Raw genomic sequence first — 20,897 nt, 5'->3', positions numbered from 1 at the left:
CACGCCAACCAGTCGCTTGAACTTGTCGGCACTTAAGCGTTTAATATCTTTATATCTCATCAGCCAAGCATGACATAAATACCAATAGTTTTCTGGTCAATTTTTAACTTATGAAAGAAGTCTAATAAAATCCGTATTTAATATAGGTTATAATTATTCTGAAAAATATCTATTGAAATATATTAACCCGCTTATTTATTATTTTTTAAATCCCTACCTTGCATTAATACCATTTTAATATGTGGTGAATATTTTATATCTGTATAAATTTTCAATCACATCACTAATAACTAGAATAACAAAAGGCCGGAATAAAATCCGGCCTTCTGTTAAAATCATTCCTTAGAATATTTTACTCATCCTGATTAAAAGCTATAGCCTAGACTTAATACAGCTTTGTTCTTCTGTTTGGTTTCATTACGTGAATAGCCACCAAAGATATAATCTAGGCCCCAGGTTGCTCCAGTTGCACCCAGTGGATGTGCGATACCCAGTGTGGCATGCCGAAAAGCAAAATCAGTCGTGGTGGGACCCGTAAACTCATCATCATCACCGTAATAATAGGCAGCAGCCTGAAGTTTTCCGGTAAATCCGCCAGCAAGTTCAGGCGCGTATGTGGCTAGAAAGTAGGTATCCCCTTTATTGCCAAAGGTTACATTATTCAGCAGGGTTTGTGCAGTGACAGTAAATTGCTTATAGCTTAGGCCTACAATGGTTTCATAGCCGGTAGACTCCCAGCCCGGATAGTAGTAATACACGGTGCCGCCTAGCTGAAAACCTAGATCTTCAGTTAACTTGCCCTTAAAGCCTGCATAAAAATCGTTTTCAAAAGACTTGGTTGTACAATCTGTACCCTTACAACCCGGATTAAGTCCCGCATAGGAATACCCCAAATTTGAAAACCAGTAACCAGCGTAAAAACCACTGTCATGGCTGTAATCAAGGCCACCCTGTAGTGCGGTATTATCATTTTCCGGTCCAATGGTAATACCACGCAGGTTATAACTGGAAACCACACTGACATTTCCAGTGATAGTTCCCGGAAAAGGTAATGGTGTGCTTTCAGCTGCCATTGCACTATTTATTCCTGTGGATGCTAATACTACAGTCATTAACAGATTAAGACCATGCTTCATTTAAATACTCCCCAAATAACTTGCTTTTAACTGACCTAAATGGCCATATTTATAGTTATACAAATTACATGCCAATATTATATTAATATTTAAACTCAGCAAAACCCATGAGTATTAAATGTATCAGTTTCATGTAGGCTTAAATTTCAATTTTATTTTATTCAGTTTAGTGCATTTTTTTAATATTAAGCCACATAATGGCGCATTATTATTTAGCTGTTGAGGCATGCCAGCAACATAAAGATTATTATCGGTATAGATTAAGGCTTATCAGCGGCTTCATATCAAACCAGAGTACTTTTATCTTAAGGTACTATTGCTTCACGATAGACTCATTGTACATGCCACCCTATTTGGCTCATTTCACAAGAGCGTGACAGCGCCTAAAGTTGTACCCTGCTTAAAACAGTTGTACTGGGTTAAGCCTTCATTATGGAATTAAAAATAAACTGGGGAAAATTCTTTGATCAGACTGGGCTAGGATAAAAGCGAACTGGTTAATTTTTTTAATTTTAACAATGATAAAAACCTGCCAATTAACGATGATCAGCAGGTCTATTTATTATAAACAACCTTGGCGTTAAGCCAGTCCCAGCAATGCAACCACACCAGTTAGCACAGCAACCACACGGTCACCCTGCTTGATATGACGCTTGATCCATTGTCCTGCAACCAGGCCAACACTGTAGAGTGCGCTTAACGTCATGAGCATGCCCAGCATAAAGCCTACCGGATTCATCCCGGCCCCTAATTCAGCGCCGTGCGCCAGACCGTGGAATATGCCCAATAGCGCAGCCATTGCCAAAAATACCGAGGTAGAACGCTGCCACAATGCCATCGCCAATACCAGCAAGGACGCCACAATGCCATATTCTGCCACATTAACAGGAACAATCTGTGCCATGCCCAGCATAAAACCAGCACTGAGTGTGGCCACTAACAGTGCCAGTCCCATAAAGCGTGCCTGCTTAAAAGTGCGCGCCAGCAAAATGCCCAATCCCAGCCCCATGGTTAAATGATCCAGTCCCGACAATGGATGCAGCAACCCTGCCAGTAAGGCAGAATGACTGTATTCATGGCCCGGATGTGCCAGTGCAGCCCCTGAAACTGCCAGTAACGCCAGTAATATAAATCGCATGATTTTTCCTCAATCGGAGTTAATTTTTAAATAGACCCTGCTTTTCAATAAAGGCAATAATGTCATTTAGGCCATCTTTGGTTTTCATATTGGAAAACAAAAATGGTCGCTCACCCCGCATACGCTTGGCGTCCTGATCCATCACTTCAAGCGACGCCCCTACCATTGGCGCCAGGTCAGTCTTGTTGATAATCAGCAGGTCAGACTTGGTAATGCCGGGGCCACCCTTACGCGGGATTTTTTCCCCAGCGGCCACATCAATGACATACAAGGTTAAATCAGACAGCTCAGGACTAAAGGTTGCAGCCAGGTTATCCCCACCACTTTCAATAATAATCAGCTCAAGGCCAGCAAACTTGTTATTTAAATCATCAATAGCCGCCAGATTAATCGAAGCATCTTCCCGGATGGCGGTATGTGGACAACCACCCGTTTCGACCCCGACAATCCGATCCGGGCTCATGGCTTGATTGCGGGTTAAAAAGTTGGAGTCTTCCTTGGTGTAAATATCATTAGTGACCACCGCCATATTGTATTTATCACGCAAGGCAAGGCAAAGATTTAAGGTAAGGGCTGTTTTACCCGAACCAACCGGGCCTCCAATGCCGACTCGAAGTGGACTACGTTCTGACATATTAATTCCTGAAAATGACTGAATAAAATATTTACGACCGGAACAGCCGTGAATACTGGTTTTCATGTTGCATGGACAACATGGCAAAATTGGGTAAATTACTGCTTAAAGGTTGTTTAGCATCTTGCAAATTTAATGCCTGCTGAATCGCTTCTGGCATACGCTGATGCAGTTGCCATAAAATTCGCTGGCCGCTCATTTGTCCGAGCGGCACGGTTTTCACTGCGGCGAGTACCTGATTTTCCAGTACGCTAAAACAATACGCAGTCAGACAATCTTGTGGCTGCAACTTTAGTCGTGCACATAACTGGGCATACACTGGCACAAAACCATAATGCGACTCTACCTGGACCTCCAGCCCCAGCACCTGTTTAATCCATGCGTTGAGTGAAAAAGCCAGTTGCTGACTTTCCAGCAAAAACTCACGGGTTTCGCGGCTGGCTTTATAGTCACTGGCCAGTCGGATAAATTCATGAGGTTGCGTTGCCGCCGATTTTGCGGCATGAATTAACCGCGCCAGCATCGGCAATTCATAACGCACCAGCAATAAGTCCAGTACGTCTTCAAAATAAGCCAGCGCGTTTTTTTCATTGACGATCAGACCGCATTCAATTGCACTTTCCACGCCTTGAGAATAGCAATAGGCACCAATGGGCAAGGCGGTAGAAGATAAGGTCAACAGCTTAAGCAAACTGGCGGCGTTCATTGCACTGCTACTGTCGGCTGTCAATTCAGTAATGGGCATGGCTTTAGTGAGGGACATAGGGACGTAAGCGATTATCATGCTGATGCTGGGCGTATGCACCGCTTTCCGGCTCAAATGGATGCATGACTTCTTCTACTGTTAAACCCAAACCGCGTACCATATCGGCCAGCACATAATCCGGTTCCAGATATAAGGCCGCCGGCGTGAGCATGAGTGGCACATGACGGTTACCCAGATGATAGGCTGCCTTTAGCAAATCAAATGGCTGATTAGCAGTCACGCACAGCAGTTTTTCGGGTGCAGCCTGAATTTGCAATACCTCACCGGTTGTCGTGCCGATATATGCCCCACCGCGCAATACGCCTGTACGTGGCAAGTCCACGCCAATGTCCTGACCATTATCTAAAGTGGCACGGAAGCGGCATTTCTGGCGGGTGTCAAAAGTCAGTGAAATTGTTCCAGCTAGCGCATCATTACTGCTTTCAATTGCCTTTTCATCCAAGCGCTGTGTATAAATCTGCATACTTTCATCAACTCAAGATTATTTAAAAACTACTCAACAATTAACTGCTTAAACCGACAACTTACTATGTTGCGATAAAATCAAAAATATGACCATAATGACTATAATTTCCGGTGGAGAAAAATCATGTCAAACCAGTGGAGCATTGCCAAAGCCAAAGCCAATTTCAGCACCCTGATTCGTCAGGCGTATGAGCAACATCAACCACAAATCATTACCCACCACGGGCATGGCCGCGTAGTAGTTATTCCCTATGACGACTGGATAGCAACGCAACAACCCAAAAATAGCCTGCTGGATTTTATGCAAAACTCTCCATTGGCCAATACCGAGCTTGAACTACCTTCTCGCGATGCTACGCAGGATCAGCATCGCGATACTGATGTGTTCTAACTGGGATTTTTTCTAACTGACATCTGCTAAAAAGTATGTTCCATTCGCCTCATCAATTAAAAATTTAAAAACGAGTATGACTTTGAGCTATCTTCTGGATACCAATATCTTGTCCGAACTGGTTAAGCCGCAACCTAATGCTGGTGTTGTTGCATGGATTCTTAACCATCCAGAGCAACTGTGCTTTATCAGTGTCGTGACGCTCTCTGAACTACAATTTGGTATTGAACGAATGCCAGCCAGTGCACGCAAGGAACACATCAAAACCTGGCTTAACCACGACCTTAAAGCACGCTTTGCAAGCCGTATCATTAATATTGAAGACAATATTGCCATACAATGTGGCACATTCAGAGCCATTCGCCAAACTCAAGGTATCCCCTTAGCAATTGCAGATGGGTTCATTGCCGCGAGTGCATTTGTCCATGACCTTGCAGTTGTTACACGCAATACTAAAGATTTTGAACATCTGGATATCCAGTTGATTAATCCTTTTCAGTAACTTCACCTGTTAGCCTAAAATTAACTTCAAAACAGAAAATACCGCTGCGCCATCGGTAACACATCCGCCGGTTCACAGGTTAAATGCACACCATCGGCTTTTACCACATAAGTTTCCGGGTGTACTTCCATCACGGGTAGATAATCATTGTGCTTCATGTCGGTCTTGCGGATATTTCGGGTATTTTTGGCCGGGCTAATCATTTTTTTGAGGCCCAGTTGCTCAGGTATGCCATTCTCAATAGCAACCTGCGATAAAAAGGTGATGCAGGACGCATGCACACCATCCGGCAATGCAGCAAACATTGGACGGTAATGCACTGGCTGCGGGGTCGGAATGGAAGCATTAATATCGCCCATCGGTGCTGCGGCAATCATGCCACCTTTAATGATCATGGATGGCTTCACACCAAAAAATGCCGGTTTCCATAAGACTAGATCAGCCAGCTTGCCCACTTCCACCGAACCCACTTCATGTGCAATACCGTGAGTAATGGCTGGATTAATGGTGTATTTGGCAATATAGCGCTTAATGCGGTGATTATCGTTGCGCTCAGAATCACCATCCAGCGGGCCACGCTGCACTTTCATCTTGTGCGCGGTTTGCCAAGTACGGATGATCACCTCACCCACCCGCCCCATGGCCTGTGAGTCCGAACTCATCATGGCAATCGCACCCATGTCCTGCAAAATATCTTCGGCGGCAATGGTTTCACGTCGAATCCGGCTTTCAGCAAATGCCACATCTTCGCTAATGGCAGGGTCGAGGTGATGACACACCATGAGCATATCGAGATGTTCATCAATGGTGTTAATGGTATAGGGGCGGGTGGGATTGGTTGAGGATGGCAACACATTGGCCTGCCCAATTGCTTTTAAAATATCTGGGGCATGCCCGCCGCCTGCGCCTTCAGTATGGTAGGTATGAATGGTACGATCCTTAAAGGCGCCTAAGGTGGCTTCCAGAAAACCGCTTTCATTTAAGGTATCGGTATGGATGGCAACCTGCACATCGTACTGGTCGGCAACGGTCAGGCAGTTATCAATGGCTGCCGGGGTTGATCCCCAGTCCTCATGCAGCTTTAAGCCCACCACACCTGCCCGGATTTGTTCGGCAATCGGTTCTGGCAGGCTCAGGTTGCCCTTGCCCAGCAAGCCAATATTCATGGGCAGGCTATCAATCGATTTCAACATGGTCGCAATATGCCACGGCCCCGGTGTGACTGTGGTGGCCGATGTTCCGGCGGCAGGTCCTGTACCACCACCAATCATGGTCGTTACGCCGGACATTAAGGCGGTTTCCACCTGTTGCGGGCAAATCCAGTGAATGTGGGTATCTACACCGCCAGCGGTTAAAATCTGCCCTTCCCCAGCAATTACTTCGGTCGCTGCCCCTAGCGGAATATCAATATCCGGCTGGACATCGGGATTACCGGCCTTGCCAATTTTCCAGAGGCGGCCATTCTTAATACCTACATCTGCCTTGACAATTCCCCACCAGTCCACAATCAGCGCATTGGTAATCACGGTATCGGCCACAAATTCAGCATTCAGCTGGGACTGTCCCATGCCATCCCGAATCACCTTTCCGCCACCAAACTTAACTTCCTCACCATAACAGGTGTAGTCATGCTCAACTTCCAGCAGTAACTCGGTATCCGCCAGCCGCACCCGATCGCCTGTGGTCGGGCCAAACATTTCACTATAGGCACGGCGCGACATTTTCATTGTATTTACTTCCTCAATCTTTCATTTTTCATAAACAAGTGCGAAAAATCAGAGCGCGCCCATGATACGGCCAGCAAACCCATACACTTCACGCTTGCCGGCAAGGGCTACCAGTTCAACCTGCCGCACCTGTCCCGGTTCAAAGCGCACGGCTGTGCCCGCTGGAATATTCAGGCGAAAGCCTTTGCTTTGTTCACGCTCAAACACCAGTGAGTCATTGACTTCATAAAAATGAAAGTGTGAACCAATTTGAATGGGACGATCCCCATGGTTGCTAACATTAATACGCATAGTTTGACGGCCTGCATTAATTTCAATGTCACCAGCTTCCACAAAAGTTTCACCGGGATTCATGTACTGTTCCTTATTATTGGTACTTACATAATAGGCTGATGCACGGTCACCAGCTTACTGCCATCAGGAAAAGTTGCCTCAACCTGTACCTCTAAAATCATCTCTGCCACGCCATCCATCACATCATCACGACTCAGTAACGTGGTGCCATAATGCATCAGTTCACTGACGCTTTTGCCATCACGCGCACCTTCAAGCAGTGCCGCCGAAATATAAGCCACCGCTTCTGGATAATTGAGCTTTAAACCGCGAGCTTTTCGCCGCTCTGCCACCAGCCCGGCAGTAAAAATTAGCATCTTGTCTTTTTCGGTTGGGGTCAGTTCCATAGGTACAGCTCTTTTATTAACATTTTAATTAAAGCAAGAAGTATGCAAATTTTATATTTAATGATGAATAAACCAGCAGTTGATATGAGTATTAGGTTTTCCAGATCCTTGGGAGTTCTTCATCCAGGCCAAACCATTCGCGGCGGCATTTGGCGCGCAAACCTGAAAAGGCATCCAGACATTGCCGGGTATCGTTGCCTAGGTAACGCGCGATCACGGCATAGCCTAAGCGGGTTAAATGCACGGGCACCTTCATCCGGCTCATCAAGTTCCGTAAAATATTAATATGTTCATCCAGATTGGCTTCATCGCGGCAGACTTGCGGCGGCACTGCATAAAATGCACCGCTTACCGCCTGCTGGTTTATCCCTAACGGTGAGCTTAGCCAGCGGTCATTCCCCTTGAAAGCCAATTGATCCTTAACGAGCAACTGCCCGTTTTGCCAAAGATTTAACTGGTTATGATATTGTCCTGTATCAAATTTTTCCGCACGGGACTGACGGCCAATCACCAGAATATCCCAGCCAATAAAAGCAGCACTCGTAGCCAAATGAATGGTGGTCTGACTTTCTGCAATAGCCTGGTTAAACAGCATGGTTTCCTGAGGTAGCCACTCTAAAATGGCATTGTCAGCCACCTGTAACTCAATCGCTTGCCTCGCAGTTTGTCCGGTACTGGCGTACCATTTGCCAGCTCCCGGCGTGGTGATCAGGGCATGGCTGTCCTGCCCAACGCTAACCTCAATACTTAACTCATCCCCGCCTGCAAAGCCTGCTGGTGGATGTACAATAATCACATGGCATACACCAGTGGCTTCTGGCCAAAGTGCTTTTTGCACCCGAAGTGGGCCATTGTGTTTACGATGCTTCAAAATGGTGCGATTGATTTGTTTCTCAAAGCCCAGTGATAACTTTGCGTGCCACATTACTTTCACCACCCATTTGATTTGAAGACATCATTGTTCATAGTGAGAGTATTAGCAAAATCAATAAATCCCAGCAACACATCATTTCCTGACATGAAGCAAATCTTTCTACTGATTATCGGTGTTTGCTTAAAAGGTATGCTATTTCACTTAAGATAGGACTTAAACACGAGTGGTAACGCTAGCATAGCTATCGTAAATATTACTTGTTCGTTGTATGTCATCGCTTGCACCCTAATGGAGCAATCTAGAGGCTCAAAGGTTTTATCTGCATTGCATGCCTTAAAATCTCATCAGAAAAATAAAACGCACCACTACTAATAGCTTTGATGAAACCCTGCTTATTCACAACTTCAGCTCTTATTAATAAAGACAATAAGGTAGTGACCTCAAAACCTATGCATGTTGTTATTTGTATTCGCTAAAATTTCTTGCTGTTTATTTTTAGAGCCAAGTATGTAATTGATATTTCAAATAAAATTTATCCTGCTATAATCTTTATCAAACAACTTAGTAAGATTGAAAATAATCCAAAATGCGTTTAAAAGAAGAGCTGAAAATTTTGTAGGCATACCTTCTCATATCAAAAAATCTATTCCACTGTAAATCGATGAATTTAACAGCTAGTTTAAGCTTATTTATACTTGGAATATTAGGCTTTTCTGGATGTCATTCTTTTTGTTTTCTTTAGAAATTTTTACTTCTGATAGGTATTCGATATTCCAGCTTCAGTGTTTAGCACACTATAAATATCAATTTTAGCAATTAAGATACACATACTTATGTATTTAATATCTAAAGTTAAATGACTTTAACTGAGCTGGTCTCACAAATTCATACCACTGCTATAAGTGATACTCTAGTCCCCGAGAGGTGTGGGTAACACCCCTAAAATGGAGCACTTTATGAGCAGAAGACCCCGTCGCAACCATTCGCCTGACTTCAAGGCCAAAGTCGCATTTGCCGCCATTAAAGGCGATCACACACTGGCAGAATTGAGCGCGCAGCTTGACATTCATGCCAATCAAATCCTTGACTGGAAGAACCCAGTGCTTAACCAATCTGCCCGAGTCTTTGAATCAGCGACAAGCAAGCCTGAGCCTGATGTGGATTTGAAGGCACACCCGAGATTTTTAACACCGATCAGGGTAGCCAGTTTACTTGTGACCGTTTTACTTACGTTCTCAAGCAGCACGGTATTCAGATCAGTATGGATGGTCGTGGTCGTTGGATGGACTACGTGATGATTGAACGGCTGTGGCGCACGGTGAAATATGAGGAGGTGTACTTGAAATCGTATGCCAGCGTACGCGATGCCAAAACACAGTTATCTGCATATTTCGAGTTTTACAATCAACGTAGACCGCATTCAAGTCTGGACGCGCAGACCCCAGATGAGGTTTACTATATTAAGGTAAAGCAGCCCAAAGCTGCCTAATCAATGCAACACAATCAACCCGAGTGGATATCACTTATAAAATGCAAAACCCTGGTACAAACAAGTGAAACCAGCTTAATTTGTTATATCCGGGTTGACAGCATAATTAAGCACTGACCACTGATAGCTGCCATAAAAGTAGCACTCCTCATTTTCATTTTTCAATAGCAAAAGCGAATCATGCTATGTTGTATTCCTTTTTATTAGCCCCCTCAAATTTGCTAAAATATGCTCTTCAAGAAGGCTAAATCTCTTTAAGGATTCTATACCCAGTGAACGCTGCCAACCCCATGCTTGACCTTAGCTCCCATACTCCAATGATGCAGCAATACCTGACTGTCAAACAGCAGTATGCACAGGCACTGGTGTTTTATCGCATGGGTGATTTTTATGAATTGTTTTTTGATGATGCACACCGGGCAGTCAAGTTACTGGGCATTACCCTGACCCATCGGGGCAAAAGCAATGGTGAGCCAATCCCCATGGCTGGGGTACCCTATCATGCGGCAGAAGGCTATCTGGCGCGGTTGGTTAAGGCTGGTGAAACAGTTGCCATTTGTGAGCAAGTTGGTGAAGTCACTGGCAAAGGGCCGGTAGAGCGAAAAGTCGTGCGGATTCTGACACCCGGCACCCTCACTGATGATGCCTTGTTGCCAAGCCATCAAAGTGCCAGTCTGGCGGCTTTAAGTTTTGATAAGGACAACGTGGGTATTGCGTTGCTTGAGCTGAGCTCTGGCCAGTTTCTGGTGCAGGAAATGGCACTGGATTATTTGCGTTTGACTATTGAACTGGCGCGTCTTTCCCCAGCTGAAATTTTAATCAGTGAAGATGTGGAAGATAGCCCTGTTGTTAAACAATTGCGGCAGGAGATTGAAACCCCTTTAACCCGACGCCCCAATGTGGACTTTCATCCCGGCAATGCGGCTGATGTGTTATGCCGACAATTTAAGGTCAGTACGCTGGCCGGGTTTGGCGTTGAGCATTTAAAACTTGCACAAGCAGCAGCCGCCGCATTGCTGCATTATGCCAGCGAAACCCAGAAAACCAGCCTGCCGCACATCCAGCGTATTCGCGTGGAAAGCATGGATGCCTTTATTGCGCTTGACCCGGTCACCCGGCGTAATCTGGAGATTACCGAGCCGCTATTTGAACACGGCACTTCCCTGCTCAAACTGGTAGACCGCTGCCAGACCGTAATGGGTTCACGCCTGCTGGCGCGTCACCTGATGCAGCCTTTGCGCGATACCAAACTGCTGGAGCAACGTCAGGACGCCATTGACGACATTTTAAATGGCTACCATGAAGAAGCCATCCGCGTGGCGCTGTCCAGCATTGGCGATGTCGAGCGGGTTCTGGGCCGCGTTGCCCTCAATACGGCACGCCCGCGTGATCTGGTGATGCTACGGCAAGCCTGTGCCCAATTGCCCTTTGTGCATCATGCCCTGCGCCCTGCGCTACATCAAAAAAGTCTGGTGCTCCAGCAGCTTTCGCAGCAGCTTGGCAGTTTTAATCATGTATTTGACTTGCTCAAACAGGCCGTGGTTGAAACCCCACCCGTGCTGCTGCGTGACGGTGGCGTGATTGCACCGGGCTTTGATGCCGAACTGGATGAACTGCGCCAGATTCGCGACCATGCCAACCAGTTTTTGCTGGATATGGAACAGCGCGAACGGGAAAACACCGGGATTGCTACCCTCAAGATCGGCTATAACCGGGTCAGTGGCTACTACATTGAATTGACCCGTGCGCAAAGTGAATCAGCACCCGCGCACTTTATTCGGCGGCAAACCCTGAAAAATGTCGAGCGTTATATCACGCCAGAGCTTAAAACTTTTGAGGACAAAGTGCTGTCCAGTGAATCACGTGCCTTAAACCGTGAAAAACAGTTATTTGACCAATTGCTGGACACGCTGCGTCAGGAACTGGCCGCGCTACAGGGCATGAGTGCTGCGATTGCCGAGCTGGATGTCTTATCCAACTGGGCGGCACAGGCGCGCAACCGCCAGTGGGTATGCCCCAGTTTTCAGCCGGAATGCGGTATCGATATTCAGGCTGGACGCCATCCGGTTGTAGAGTCCTTAATCAAAGCATCTTTTACACCCAATGATGTCAATTTAAATGAAAAACATCGGCTTGCATTAATTACAGGCCCCAACATGGGCGGCAAGTCCACCTATATGCGGCAAACGGCCCTGATTTGCATTCTGGCTTATTGCGGCAGTTTTGTGCCTGCCAAGCAAGCCCGGCTTGGTCCGATTGACCGGATTTTCACCCGGATTGGCTCTGCTGATGACCTGTCCAGCGGTAAATCAACCTTTATGGTAGAAATGACCGAAACCGCCCAAATCCTGCACCATGCGACCAGCCACTCCTTGGTACTTATGGATGAAGTGGGCCGTGGCACCAGCACTTACGATGGTTTGTCGCTGGCTTGGGCCTGTGTGCTGGATCTGGCCAAGCGCATTCAATGTTTATGCCTGTTTGCCACGCATTATTTTGAGCTAACGGAATTAGGCCAGCAGTCTGGTATTGATAATTATCATGTGGCGGCAAAGGAAATTAATGGCGACCTGATTTTATTGCATCAGGTACGTCAAGGTGCGGCCAATCAAAGCCATGGCATACAAGTGGCCAAACTGGCTGGTATTCCGGCATCCGTGCTTAAGGAAGCCCAGCAACGCCTGAAAACTCTGGAGCGCCAGCAAAGCAAGTATATTGGTACAGCCCATCAAAATGACTTGTTTGACTTTGATACTGTTTTTAATAGCACGCCAGAACATAGGGTAGAACCCCAAGTGCAGATTATAGAGGTGGAAAAACCATCGCCTGTACTGGAGCAACTAAAACAAACCGACATTGACAACCTAACGCCACGGCAGGCACTTGAGCTTTTATATGCCTTAAAACAGCAACTTTAAAAGTGAAAACCTTAGAAAAAAACGTATTAGATACTGATTTTTATCAAATTGAAGGCTTAAGCGATGTTATCTATAAATAATATCACTAAAAGGAATTGTTACTGGCAGGCAAAAGCGCCTAAAATAGCCCCCAATTGCTAATATGTTGTAGGGTAGCTGTCGCCATGACCTTTGTTGTCACCGAAAACTGTATTAAATGTAAATATCAGGACTGCGTTGAAGTTTGCCCAGTCGATTGTTTCTATGAAGGCCCAAATTTTCTGGTGATCAATCCGGACGAATGTATTGACTGTGCGCTGTGTGAACCCGAGTGCCCGGCCAACGCCATTTTTTCAGAAGACGAGCTGCCAGCCGGTCAGGAAGTGTTTATTGAAATCAACGCTGACCTGTCACAAAAGTGGCCCAACATCACCCAGATTGGTGAGCAGCCTGCTGACCGTGAAGAATGGAATGGCAAGCCAGACAAGTTGAAACTGCTGGAACGCTAGGCCTTTATAAATTCAGCCAATACGGCCATTGGGTTGTCTGGCTACAAGAGCTCGCTTAAAGCGGGCTTTTTTTGTTGTCCGCCTTCATACTGTGAATAGAATTTTACAAAAATCTGGCCAATTCAGGACTTGTAAAACTGGCTAATTGTTACAATATAACACCGAACTGGCTTAAAAATTATTTCATGAAAAAAGGAGCACGAATGCTACAGCAAACCAAGGCGGATCATACACAGCTTCGTTGGTTGTTCCTGTTGTGCCTGATGCCATTGCTGGGAAGCTGTATCAATCCGCCAGCCAAAAAACCAGTTATTCATACTCAGGTTATTCGTCCTGCTCAACCTTTAAAACTGAACAAATTGCCACCAGAGCTAATGATTGAACAAAATACCCATTGGCACCGTGCGCCACCATCCAGCTATAAGCAGTGGCTGAGTGAAGGTTCACACGAGCAACAGGTGAACCGCTATCACAATTACCTGATTCGCCACGATGTCAGCCGGGCAGCACCCATGTTTGAGTTGCTTAAAAGCGCACGTGACTGGGAACGTTGTGGCCGTGAACCATACGCTGTGCCGTCCAGTGAGTTATGGGACAATCTGCTACCTACGCTCAAAGTGCTACAGCAGTTGCAGGATCAAAAAATTCTGGATGATATTGAAGTCACTTCGGTCTATCGTGATGCTGAGCTTAACCAGTGCGCCAATGGTAGTCCCGGTAGCAAGCATGTGCATAACTCTGCACTGGATTTCCGGATTGGCAGTGAAAACCCGGATATTGGCGAGCTTGAAAAAATTGCCCGTGCCAAACATCAGTTGTGTGAATACTGGCAAAATAATGGTCAGCGCCTGAATATGGGCCTGGGCGTTTATGCCAGTGGCCAGATTCATATTGATACCCAGGGTTTTAGAACATGGGGGCCAGACCATACGCACAATACTTCAATCTGCCCAAGCTAAGTACATTCTGGTTAAGATGTAATGGTATTATCATTACATCTTATTATTTTTTAGGGCACTGCGCTTTTTTAAACGATTCTTAATCCAGTTATCAATATTGACTGAGTTGCTTTAACTTGATGCACTCTCACTTTTTAATTATTAAAGTTTCCCGTCCGGCAGTGATTCCCTGCAACCAGCCATTTAGCTCATTCTTAAAGGCTTCTGCAATGATTACCTCAAGCTGAATACCCCGTGCGTCATAATGCTGCTGCACAATCTGCACTTTATGGCTCTTAAGGTAATGCTCTACCCGTGCCCATTCTGCAAAACTCACAAAGAAACTGGCCTGTAAGGTTTTGATCAGTTCAATCTTGTGAGCAGCCTGTAAGCATAGCTGCGCGGCTCCGCCATAGGCGCGCACCAGTCCACCCGTCCCTAGCTTTACGCCACCATACCAACGATTGACTAGTACAATGATATTGTCCAGTTGCTGGCCTTCAATCACTGCCAGAATGGGTCTGCCTGCTGTTCCACCAGGTTCACCATCATCATTCACTCGGCTTTGCCCATTGATTTTCCATGCCCAGCACTGATGCGTGGTGCTGGCATCATGCTGTTGCGCCAGAAACTGCTGTGCCTGTTCAATGGAACCAACAGGTGCAGCAATGGCCATAAAACGGCTTTTTTTAATATCCTGCTGAGCAGTAGTAATATCTGCAATAGTAAAAGTCATGAGTAAAAATTACGAAGTTCAAAATACAGGATAACGATTTCTGGGTTTCATCTTAGCGTAGACGTTCACCCTTGATAAAACAAATTGTGATTAAAACGGCTGTAATAGCAAACACATAAACCATGTAATAAATCGCATTTTGCTTGAAAAATAGCCAAACCATTCCGGCTAATAACAAGATCAGATAACCCACCAGAACAACCCAGCCCTGCCATGCTACTGGCAAGCCCCAGCCTAAGCCATAGCGTTTGGCAGGGAACCAGATTTTTTTATATGATGGATATTTTGATGGCATTTATTCTGTTTTCCTGTTTATAGGCAGTTTGAACATGTCTTATTTTATAATGGCATGAGTCAGTCCCACTAGAATGATATCTTCTAGAAGTAAACCAGCTAAAAATCCAGTACAATGCGCGCATCTTTGTGCCATAGCCAACCGTTTTTCCATGACGCAGCCTTCGACCCCGCCAAATCAACAGCAGTCAGACCAACAGTATCCACAGGAACCTATTCAGCTTGCCGAGCAGCCTGACCGTCCAGATGGAAATGATCAAGCTCAATCTGCGAAGGATGGTACTGCTGAAAATGGTAGGGCACACCGTTCGGTGCTGACTTTCATGCGACGTTCGTCACCCTTAAATACGTCGCAAGCCAAGGCGCTGGAAGATTATCAGCACCTGATTGTTGAAGCTCCCATTCATGATGCCCGTCAGCTATTTGAGCACCCGGAGCATCCGCTGACGGTAGAAATTGGTTTTGGCATGGGGCGCTCGCTGGTACTTATGGCACAGGCGGCACCAGAGCGTAATTTTCTGGGCATTGAAGTGCATGTACCGGGTATTGCGCAATGTGTGTATGAAGCCGGTATGGCGGGACTGACCAATTTGCGGGTGATGGACGCTGATGCGCTGGAAGTGCTCAAAGGCTTACCGGATGGTTCGATTGACCGCCTGCAACTGTATTTTCCTGACCCATGGCAAAAGAAAAAACACTTTAAGCGCCGCTTTGTTTCGCATGAACGCATGCCGCTGGTTGAACAAAAACTGGCAACAGGGGGCTGGTTCCATGCTGCCACAGATTGGGAGCATTATGCTGAATGGATGCTTGATGTCTTAGATAATCGTCCTGCCCTAAAAAATGTTTATGGCAAAGGCAATGCTGCACCACGGCCGGACTGGCGACCAGAAACCAAATTTGAACGTCGCGGCCATGAAGCCGGTCATGGCGTCTGGGATTTTATTTTTGAGAAAATCTGATTAGCCGCTTAGTCTTGAGCTAAGTCTATTAAGCCAGCTTTGAGCTGGCTTTTTTTATCGCTAATTTTTGTTGCCGCTCATGTGCAAATGCATAATTCCCTGACTTAACAGCTCATACACCTGCTGTAATTGCGGCTGGCTTTCCAGCATCTGCTGGTGCATATCCAGAATACCCTGATCATGCCGAACCGCCGGGCCAGTTTGCATGTGTATGGGTGCATGATGTTGAATCTTGCTGGCTGTTTCCAAAATCAAGGGCTTTAGCAAATCAAAATCAACACCCTGCCGGGTTAAGTAATCATCAGCCACACTATATAAATAATTGGAAAAATTACAGGCAATGACCGCGGCAAGATGCAAACTACGTCGTTGCTGCGTGCTGTAATGATAAACCTGTGTACTCAACTGTCGTGCCAGTATATCCAACTGCTGGATTACTTTTGCACTGCTCCCCTCAAGCAATAATGGCACCTGGCTAAAGTCCACCGCTTTGGCTTTGGAAAAAGTTTGCAGCGGATAAAACACGCCATAATGCGGACTACTCTGTTGAATAGCATCAAGCGCAGTACTACCAGATGTATGGGCAACAATGCCCTGAATATTTAAAGGAGCAAGCTGAGCCGCTATTTCAGCAATTGCACTGTCTTTAACTGCAATTAAATACAAATCAGCAGGTTGCAATTCCTGCAACTGATAAACTGGCTGTGCTTGCACCAGTGATGCTAGTTGCTGGGCATTTTTTAAATTCTGGCTATAAACTTGCACAATCTGATGCTTTAAATCATATAAGGCTTGTGCCAAGTGCGTTGCCACATTACCACTACCGATTAAGCTGATGTTCATTATTGATGACTTCACAGGGCAACATTAAATTTTACACTAGGATATTTTTTCAGTTTTCACATCAGGATTATCCATGCATTCACAGGCACAACACCTCACCACACTCATTAGTCAGAGTGTACCCTTATCGGACATGCAGGGCTTTTTTGTAGACTGCATCAGCTTACCAGAAGTACAGTGTGTATTGCCCTTTAAACCAGCACAAACCCGCCATGGCAATACCATTTCAGGGCCAATTTTAATGGCGCTGGCCGATGCCAGTATGTATGCCTTAATGCTGGCAATTGATGAAAAAAACCTGGCCGCAGTTACCCGTGATTTCCAGATTCATTTTTTAAGCCGTCCAGCAGCCCATGATTTAACGGCGATTGCGTATATGGTTAAAGACAGTGCAAAACATACCCTGATGCGGGTTGAAATTTTGTCGGGTGAAAAGCTGGTGGCACATGCCACAGGAAGCTATGTCAAGTTGGGGTAGTTGTGTAGGTATTGATCAGATCAGTTGTCTAATTAACCTTATCTGATCAATCTTAGCAAGCCTATGACGCCTCAGATTGCCATGTTGAGCACCGTTATGGGGAGTCAACTGGCCAGTTTAGGCCAATAATTGCTCTACTTTACCCTTGACCTTGGCACCCAGAAATGGGGTATTTTTACCCTGTGACTGGAACTGGTCATTGCTAACTACCCACTCTAGTTTTGGATCAACCAGCACCCAGCCGCCAATCTCCTGCCACTGACTTTCAATTCCGGCGATCTTTGCAGGATTCTGGCTAATGCGGCTGGCCAGTTGCAATGGCGTGAGTAAGTCCTGATGCACCAGCGCTGCAGCCAGTGCCATAAATGTGTCTATATTGGAAATACCAGGTTCGGTTTCAGCAAATGGAGCCAGTTTGGCTGATGCCGATAACGGCTCATGATGCGAGCAAATCGCATCAATCACACCGCTGGCAACACCTTGGCGTAATAGCTCACGGTCTGCCTCACTGCGTAGCGGCGGACGCACATGCGCCAGAGCATTAAAGCCATCAATGGTTTCATCAGTTAAATGTAGCTGATGCATGGCTACGTCAGCAGTGACTGGCAAACCTTTGGCTTTGGCAGCCTTGATCAGCTCAACTGAAGCACCGCAGGACAACAGGCTAAAATGCGCTTGCACACCCGTGGCTTCAACCATCAGCAATTGCTTGGCCAATGCCACGGTTTCCGCAATGGCCGGAATCCCGGTTAGGCCCTGACGTGATGCGGTAAAGCCATCATGCACATAGCCGTCTTTGGCCAGTGAATGCTCTTCCGGATAGAAAAATACCTTTAAACCCAAGCTGGCTGCATATTCCAGCGTACGCAGCAATACATCATCATCAGCAAATGCCGCACGCACATTGCTCACTGCAATACAGCCGCCCTGTTTGAGACTGGCCATATTGGCTGGTTGATTGCCTTCCAGTCCCTTGGTTTGTGCGCCAATGATATGCAGGTAAATGCCGCCATCATTAAAGGCTTTTTCACGCAAGCCTCTAAGCAATGCCCCATTATCCTGCACAGGCTTGGTATCTGGTGGTAATATCACATGCAAAAAACCGGCAGCACGCGCCGCCTGTCCTTCAGTTTTTAAAGTGCCATGCTGCTGCTGACCCGGTTCACGCAGCCGTGCGCATAAATCCACTAGCGCAGGCATCAGCCATTTGCCCTGGCCGTCAATACGCTGGCTAATGTCCTGACCAGCAGCATCTGCCAGCAGTTTGCCATTTTCAACCCATACTGTCCTGACTTCATCAGTCTGATGAATAGGGTCAAGCACACGCACATTTTTAATTTCAATCATACTCATGCTGCCTTCCCCTTATACCAGCGCCTGATCCAGTAAACCTTTGGCCTCAAGCTGTCCCTGCATGCTTAACGCCAGCACTGCCATACGCACCGCAATGCCGTAATTCACCTGTTTTAAAATTAGTGATTGCGGTCCATCCGCCACATTAGAGGCAATTTCCACCCCACGGTTCATCGGGCCTGGATGCATCACCAACGCATTGGGAGCAGCACGTTGTACCCTTGCTTCTGACAATCCGTATAATTTATAGAATTCTTCACTGGACGCCAGCAGCGGTGAGCCAATCCGTTCATTTTGAATACGCAGGGCAATTAGCACATCACAGCCTTCTACACCCTTGTCCATATCTTCAAATACAGTCACGCCAAACTCTTCAATGCCTGTTGGCAATAAGGTCTTGGGCGCAATGACACGAATTTCCTTGGCACCTAGCGTTTGCAGGGCTTCGATATCAGAACGGGCTACCCGTGAATGTTTGATATCGCCAATAATGGCTACCGTTAACTCAGAAAATGGTTTACCCGCATGTCGGCGAATGGTCAGCATATCCAGCATGCCTTGGGTGGGATGCGAGTGACGGCCATCGCCCCCATTAATGATTGCTACATCCGGGCATACACTTTGCGCCATAAAATGCGCTGCACCCGAAGCCCAGTGCCGGATCACAAACATATCAGCGGCCATGGCTTCCAGATTCCACAAGGTATCACGCAGGGTTTCGCCCTTTTTGGTACTGGACTGCTGCATATCAATGTTTAACACATTGGCAGACAATCGTTTAGCAGCCACTTCAAACGTCGTGCGCGTGCGGGTAGATGGCTCAAAAAACAGATTCATCACCGTTCGGCCTTCCAGCAACGGACGGTTGATAATCTGGCCATTTTCACCCAGAAAGGTTTCAGCCGTTTCCAGAATATTGATGAGATGTTGTTGTGATAAGCCTTCAATACTCAGGAAATGGCGCAGGTTGCCATACTGGTTTAACTGGATCTGGCTCAAGGTGTGCAAGGCAGCAAGATGCATAAGACAAGGCCTGTATAAACGGTGGGTGCAAACACGGCGCTAGTTTACTCTAAAAATAATTAATTTTTAGCGAATTGTTTTATAAAAAGCTGCCAGTGCTATTACATAGCGTATGACACTGGCAATTCAACATTATTACATCAGGCTTGATATTATTATTGATAATTATAAATTGAGCGCTTTTGCACTGTCCCTTCAGCAGCACAATTTACTGGGGTATACTCATCAATCTGCTTAATTTTTTTATCCTCATAAGTATTAATCGAAAAATTCTCTACTACACCCTCACTATTTTTCATACAGATATTGACCTGATTTTTTTCATATTCATAGGTACGGCTACCCAGCTTTTCCAGCGCCCCAACATTTGCTATGGCTTCTTCTGCAGTCGTACTATACTGATAAATATTAACCGCCTTTAGTTGGCCATCTTGCTGAGTATACTCATACAATTTTTTATCTTTTAGATCAGCTAGATAATTAGCATTAATATACTGGTAATTATTTTGATTATTATTTAATCCGAATAATAGTTGATCACAGACTATATTGTCCTCAATACACTCCAAGAGATCATCACCCAAGGTAATGTCATCAATATGAATTGAAATTTTGCTTTTAGAACCTGTAATCTTGTTTGATATTACTTGAGCATCCCAAATGCGCATAAAGAAAGGTTGATCATCCTTGTTGATTTTAGAAATAAATTCTTTTTCTATAAATGCTCTATCAGACTGATAACCTAGAGAACACAGGCTTTGTGAGTAATCCCTAAGTGCAAGTATAGCCATTAAAATACTTCCAGTAACACTGCTTTGCATAGGATTAGGCATATAAAATTCCAATACTAGATCGCGCAAAGGCTGATCAAGCTGGCCAGAAAATTCACAGGTAATATAACTATACAGATTATCGTCACTCGTACCCCATATATTATCTGTACTAGCTCAAACCTGATCTGACAGTTACCCGTTTTGATGATGAGTGTCAGGTTAAATTTGAGCTAGATTCTTTTCAGCCCAAATCTGTTTTCCATCAAGCAATGTTTCCATAGGCGTGCGC

General features: G+C 45.7%; 22 protein-coding genes and 1 pseudogene. 8 read left to right on the top strand and 15 right to left on the bottom strand.

What is annotated here, in order from left to right:
- Nucleotides 1-365: 365 nt before the first annotated feature.
- The 5 genes from E2B99_RS08560 to ureE form a co-directional block, all read right to left on the bottom strand.
- Nucleotides 366-1,112: a TorF family putative porin gene (locus E2B99_RS08560; protein WP_134244590.1), complete on the bottom strand. Its 747-nt coding sequence runs from the start codon at nt 1,110-1,112 to the stop codon at nt 366-368.
- 604 nt (nt 1,113-1,716) lie between these two features.
- Nucleotides 1,717-2,274 (bottom strand): HupE/UreJ family protein, encoded by a 558-nt coding sequence (locus tag E2B99_RS08555; RefSeq protein WP_134244587.1) that lies wholly within the window; start codon nt 2,272-2,274, stop codon nt 1,717-1,719.
- 19 nt (nt 2,275-2,293) lie between these two features.
- Nucleotides 2,294-2,908 (bottom strand): urease accessory protein UreG, encoded by a 615-nt coding sequence (gene ureG, locus E2B99_RS08550; protein WP_134244586.1) that lies wholly within the window; start codon nt 2,906-2,908, stop codon nt 2,294-2,296.
- A 31-nt stretch (nt 2,909-2,939) separates the two neighbouring features.
- A complete protein-coding gene (locus E2B99_RS08545) occupies nt 2,940-3,653 on the bottom strand; it encodes an urease accessory protein UreF (RefSeq protein ID WP_430981463.1) in 714 nt (237 codons plus the stop codon).
- Nucleotides 3,654-3,657: 4 nt separating this feature from the next.
- Complete coding sequence (gene ureE / locus E2B99_RS08540) at nt 3,658-4,137, bottom strand: urease accessory protein UreE (protein WP_134244585.1); 480 nt, start codon at nt 4,135-4,137, stop codon at nt 3,658-3,660.
- Between the two features lie 126 nt (nt 4,138-4,263).
- Between ureE and E2B99_RS08535 the strand changes: the two genes are divergently transcribed.
- Together E2B99_RS08535 and E2B99_RS08530 are read left to right on the top strand one after the other, a co-directional pair.
- Nucleotides 4,264-4,530 (top strand): type II toxin-antitoxin system Phd/YefM family antitoxin, encoded by a 267-nt coding sequence (locus E2B99_RS08535; RefSeq protein WP_134244584.1) that lies wholly within the window; start codon nt 4,264-4,266, stop codon nt 4,528-4,530.
- A gap of 82 nt (nt 4,531-4,612) precedes the next feature.
- Nucleotides 4,613-5,032, top strand: a complete 420-nt coding sequence (locus E2B99_RS08530; RefSeq protein ID WP_166739014.1) for a type II toxin-antitoxin system VapC family toxin — start codon at nt 4,613-4,615, stop codon at nt 5,030-5,032.
- 26 nt (nt 5,033-5,058) lie between these two features.
- On the opposite strand, the gene ureC is transcribed toward E2B99_RS08530, so the two are convergent.
- The 4 genes from ureC to E2B99_RS08510 all read right to left on the bottom strand — a co-directional run bounded on the left by ureC (nt 5,059) and on the right by E2B99_RS08510 (nt 8,364).
- Nucleotides 5,059-6,759: an urease subunit alpha gene (gene ureC / locus E2B99_RS08525; protein ID WP_134244582.1), complete on the bottom strand. Its 1,701-nt coding sequence runs from the start codon at nt 6,757-6,759 to the stop codon at nt 5,059-5,061.
- A 48-nt stretch (nt 6,760-6,807) separates the two neighbouring features.
- On the bottom strand, nt 6,808-7,113 hold the full coding sequence (locus E2B99_RS08520) for an urease subunit beta (RefSeq protein WP_134244581.1): 306 nt from the start codon (nt 7,111-7,113) through the stop codon (nt 6,808-6,810).
- A gap of 23 nt (nt 7,114-7,136) precedes the next feature.
- Nucleotides 7,137-7,439, bottom strand: a complete 303-nt coding sequence (ureA, locus tag E2B99_RS08515; protein WP_134244580.1) for an urease subunit gamma — start codon at nt 7,437-7,439, stop codon at nt 7,137-7,139.
- A 91-nt stretch (nt 7,440-7,530) separates the two neighbouring features.
- Nucleotides 7,531-8,364 (bottom strand): urease accessory protein UreD, encoded by an 834-nt coding sequence (locus E2B99_RS08510; RefSeq protein ID WP_134244579.1) that lies wholly within the window; start codon nt 8,362-8,364, stop codon nt 7,531-7,533.
- Nucleotides 8,365-9,481: 1,117 nt separating this feature from the next.
- On the opposite strand from E2B99_RS08510, the pseudogene E2B99_RS15100 reads away from it, so the two are divergent.
- The 4 genes and pseudogenes from E2B99_RS15100 to E2B99_RS08490 all read left to right on the top strand — a co-directional run.
- A pseudogene (locus E2B99_RS15100) lies at nt 9,482-9,802 on the top strand (transposase); the annotation flags it as partial.
- A gap of 272 nt (nt 9,803-10,074) precedes the next feature.
- Nucleotides 10,075-12,720 carry a DNA mismatch repair protein MutS gene (gene mutS / locus E2B99_RS08500; RefSeq protein WP_205669657.1) on the top strand — a complete coding sequence of 882 codons (2,646 nt, stop codon included), beginning with the start codon at nt 10,075-10,077 and terminating at the stop codon, nt 12,718-12,720.
- A 164-nt stretch (nt 12,721-12,884) separates the two neighbouring features.
- The gene (fdxA, locus tag E2B99_RS08495) at nt 12,885-13,208 is read left to right on the top strand and encodes a ferredoxin FdxA (RefSeq protein ID WP_134244578.1); all 324 of its coding nucleotides are present in this window, start codon (nt 12,885-12,887) and stop codon (nt 13,206-13,208) included.
- A 203-nt stretch (nt 13,209-13,411) separates the two neighbouring features.
- A complete protein-coding gene (locus E2B99_RS08490; protein WP_166739013.1) occupies nt 13,412-14,167 on the top strand; it encodes a D-Ala-D-Ala carboxypeptidase family metallohydrolase in 756 nt (251 codons plus the stop codon).
- A 127-nt stretch (nt 14,168-14,294) separates the two neighbouring features.
- On the opposite strand, the gene E2B99_RS08485 is transcribed toward E2B99_RS08490, so the two are convergent.
- Complete coding sequence (locus E2B99_RS08485; RefSeq protein ID WP_134244576.1) at nt 14,295-14,882, bottom strand: IMPACT family protein; 588 nt, start codon at nt 14,880-14,882, stop codon at nt 14,295-14,297.
- 52 nt (nt 14,883-14,934) lie between these two features.
- On the bottom strand, nt 14,935-15,177 hold the full coding sequence (locus E2B99_RS08480; RefSeq protein WP_134244575.1) for a hypothetical protein: 243 nt from the start codon (nt 15,175-15,177) through the stop codon (nt 14,935-14,937).
- Nucleotides 15,178-15,328: 151 nt separating this feature from the next.
- On the opposite strand from E2B99_RS08480, the gene trmB reads away from it, so the two are divergent.
- Nucleotides 15,329-16,138, top strand: a complete 810-nt coding sequence (gene trmB, locus E2B99_RS08475) for a tRNA (guanosine(46)-N7)-methyltransferase TrmB (RefSeq protein ID WP_134244574.1) — start codon at nt 15,329-15,331, stop codon at nt 16,136-16,138.
- A gap of 60 nt (nt 16,139-16,198) precedes the next feature.
- Here trmB and E2B99_RS08470 read toward each other — a convergent pair whose 3' ends face one another.
- Entirely contained in the window at nt 16,199-16,981 is a 783-nt protein-coding gene (locus E2B99_RS08470; protein ID WP_134244573.1) for a Rossmann-like and DUF2520 domain-containing protein, read from the bottom strand.
- 73 nt (nt 16,982-17,054) lie between these two features.
- Between E2B99_RS08470 and E2B99_RS08465 the strand changes: the two genes are divergently transcribed.
- Nucleotides 17,055-17,459: a PaaI family thioesterase gene (locus E2B99_RS08465; RefSeq protein WP_134244572.1), complete on the top strand. Its 405-nt coding sequence runs from the start codon at nt 17,055-17,057 to the stop codon at nt 17,457-17,459.
- A gap of 117 nt (nt 17,460-17,576) precedes the next feature.
- Here the strand turns inward: E2B99_RS08465 and E2B99_RS08460 are convergent, their stop codons facing one another.
- The 3 genes from E2B99_RS08460 to E2B99_RS08450 all read right to left on the bottom strand — a co-directional run bounded on the left by E2B99_RS08460 (nt 17,577) and on the right by E2B99_RS08450 (nt 20,668).
- Entirely contained in the window at nt 17,577-18,812 is a 1,236-nt protein-coding gene (locus E2B99_RS08460) for a dihydroorotase (protein ID WP_134244570.1), read from the bottom strand.
- 12 nt (nt 18,813-18,824) lie between these two features.
- On the bottom strand, nt 18,825-19,835 hold the full coding sequence (locus E2B99_RS08455) for an aspartate carbamoyltransferase catalytic subunit (protein ID WP_134244568.1): 1,011 nt from the start codon (nt 19,833-19,835) through the stop codon (nt 18,825-18,827).
- 155 nt (nt 19,836-19,990) lie between these two features.
- The gene (locus E2B99_RS08450; protein WP_134244566.1) at nt 19,991-20,668 is read right to left on the bottom strand and encodes a hypothetical protein; all 678 of its coding nucleotides are present in this window, start codon (nt 20,666-20,668) and stop codon (nt 19,991-19,993) included.
- Nucleotides 20,669-20,897 lie beyond the last annotated feature (229 nt).

The sequence above is a fragment of the Alkanindiges illinoisensis genome, assembly GCF_004377485.1.
Classification (GTDB): domain Bacteria; phylum Pseudomonadota; class Gammaproteobacteria; order Pseudomonadales; family Moraxellaceae; genus Alkanindiges; species Alkanindiges illinoisensis_A.
Note: the sequence above shows the minus strand (reverse complement) of the source record. Positions and strands in the feature narration are given on the sequence as shown.

Bases quoted from the DNA above. Each gene is read 5' to 3' on its own strand.
- E2B99_RS08465 (WP_134244572.1), top strand. From the start codon at position 17,055: ATGCATTCACAGGCACAACACCTCACCACACTCATTAGTCAGAGTGTA.
- ureC (WP_134244582.1), bottom strand. From the start codon at position 6,759: ATGAAAATGTCGCGCCGTGCCTATAGTGAAATGTTTGGCCCGACCACA.
- E2B99_RS08520 (WP_134244581.1), bottom strand. From the start codon at position 7,113: ATGAATCCCGGTGAAACTTTTGTGGAAGCTGGTGACATTGAAATTAAT.
- E2B99_RS08555 (WP_134244587.1), bottom strand. From the start codon at position 2,274: ATGCGATTTATATTACTGGCGTTACTGGCAGTTTCAGGGGCTGCACTG.
- E2B99_RS08560 (WP_134244590.1), bottom strand. From the start codon at position 1,112: ATGACTGTAGTATTAGCATCCACAGGAATAAATAGTGCAATGGCAGCT.
- E2B99_RS08450 (WP_134244566.1), bottom strand. From the start codon at position 20,668: ATGCCTAATCCTATGCAAAGCAGTGTTACTGGAAGTATTTTAATGGCT.
- fdxA (WP_134244578.1), top strand. From the start codon at position 12,885: ATGACCTTTGTTGTCACCGAAAACTGTATTAAATGTAAATATCAGGAC.
- E2B99_RS08470 (WP_134244573.1), bottom strand. From the start codon at position 16,981: ATGAACATCAGCTTAATCGGTAGTGGTAATGTGGCAACGCACTTGGCA.
- E2B99_RS08535 (WP_134244584.1), top strand. From the start codon at position 4,264: ATGTCAAACCAGTGGAGCATTGCCAAAGCCAAAGCCAATTTCAGCACC.
- E2B99_RS08455 (WP_134244568.1), bottom strand. From the start codon at position 19,835: ATGCATCTTGCTGCCTTGCACACCTTGAGCCAGATCCAGTTAAACCAG.
- ureG (WP_134244586.1), bottom strand. From the start codon at position 2,908: ATGTCAGAACGTAGTCCACTTCGAGTCGGCATTGGAGGCCCGGTTGGT.
- E2B99_RS08490 (WP_166739013.1), top strand. From the start codon at position 13,412: ATGCTACAGCAAACCAAGGCGGATCATACACAGCTTCGTTGGTTGTTC.
- E2B99_RS08545 (WP_430981463.1), bottom strand. From the start codon at position 3,653: ATGCCCATTACTGAATTGACAGCCGACAGTAGCAGTGCAATGAACGCC.
- E2B99_RS08460 (WP_134244570.1), bottom strand. From the start codon at position 18,812: ATGAGTATGATTGAAATTAAAAATGTGCGTGTGCTTGACCCTATTCAT.
- trmB (WP_134244574.1), top strand. From the start codon at position 15,329: ATGACGCAGCCTTCGACCCCGCCAAATCAACAGCAGTCAGACCAACAG.
- E2B99_RS08480 (WP_134244575.1), bottom strand. From the start codon at position 15,177: ATGCCATCAAAATATCCATCATATAAAAAAATCTGGTTCCCTGCCAAA.
- E2B99_RS08485 (WP_134244576.1), bottom strand. From the start codon at position 14,882: ATGACTTTTACTATTGCAGATATTACTACTGCTCAGCAGGATATTAAA.
- ureA (WP_134244580.1), bottom strand. From the start codon at position 7,439: ATGGAACTGACCCCAACCGAAAAAGACAAGATGCTAATTTTTACTGCC.
- ureE (WP_134244585.1), bottom strand. From the start codon at position 4,137: ATGCAGATTTATACACAGCGCTTGGATGAAAAGGCAATTGAAAGCAGT.
- E2B99_RS08510 (WP_134244579.1), bottom strand. From the start codon at position 8,364: ATGTGGCACGCAAAGTTATCACTGGGCTTTGAGAAACAAATCAATCGC.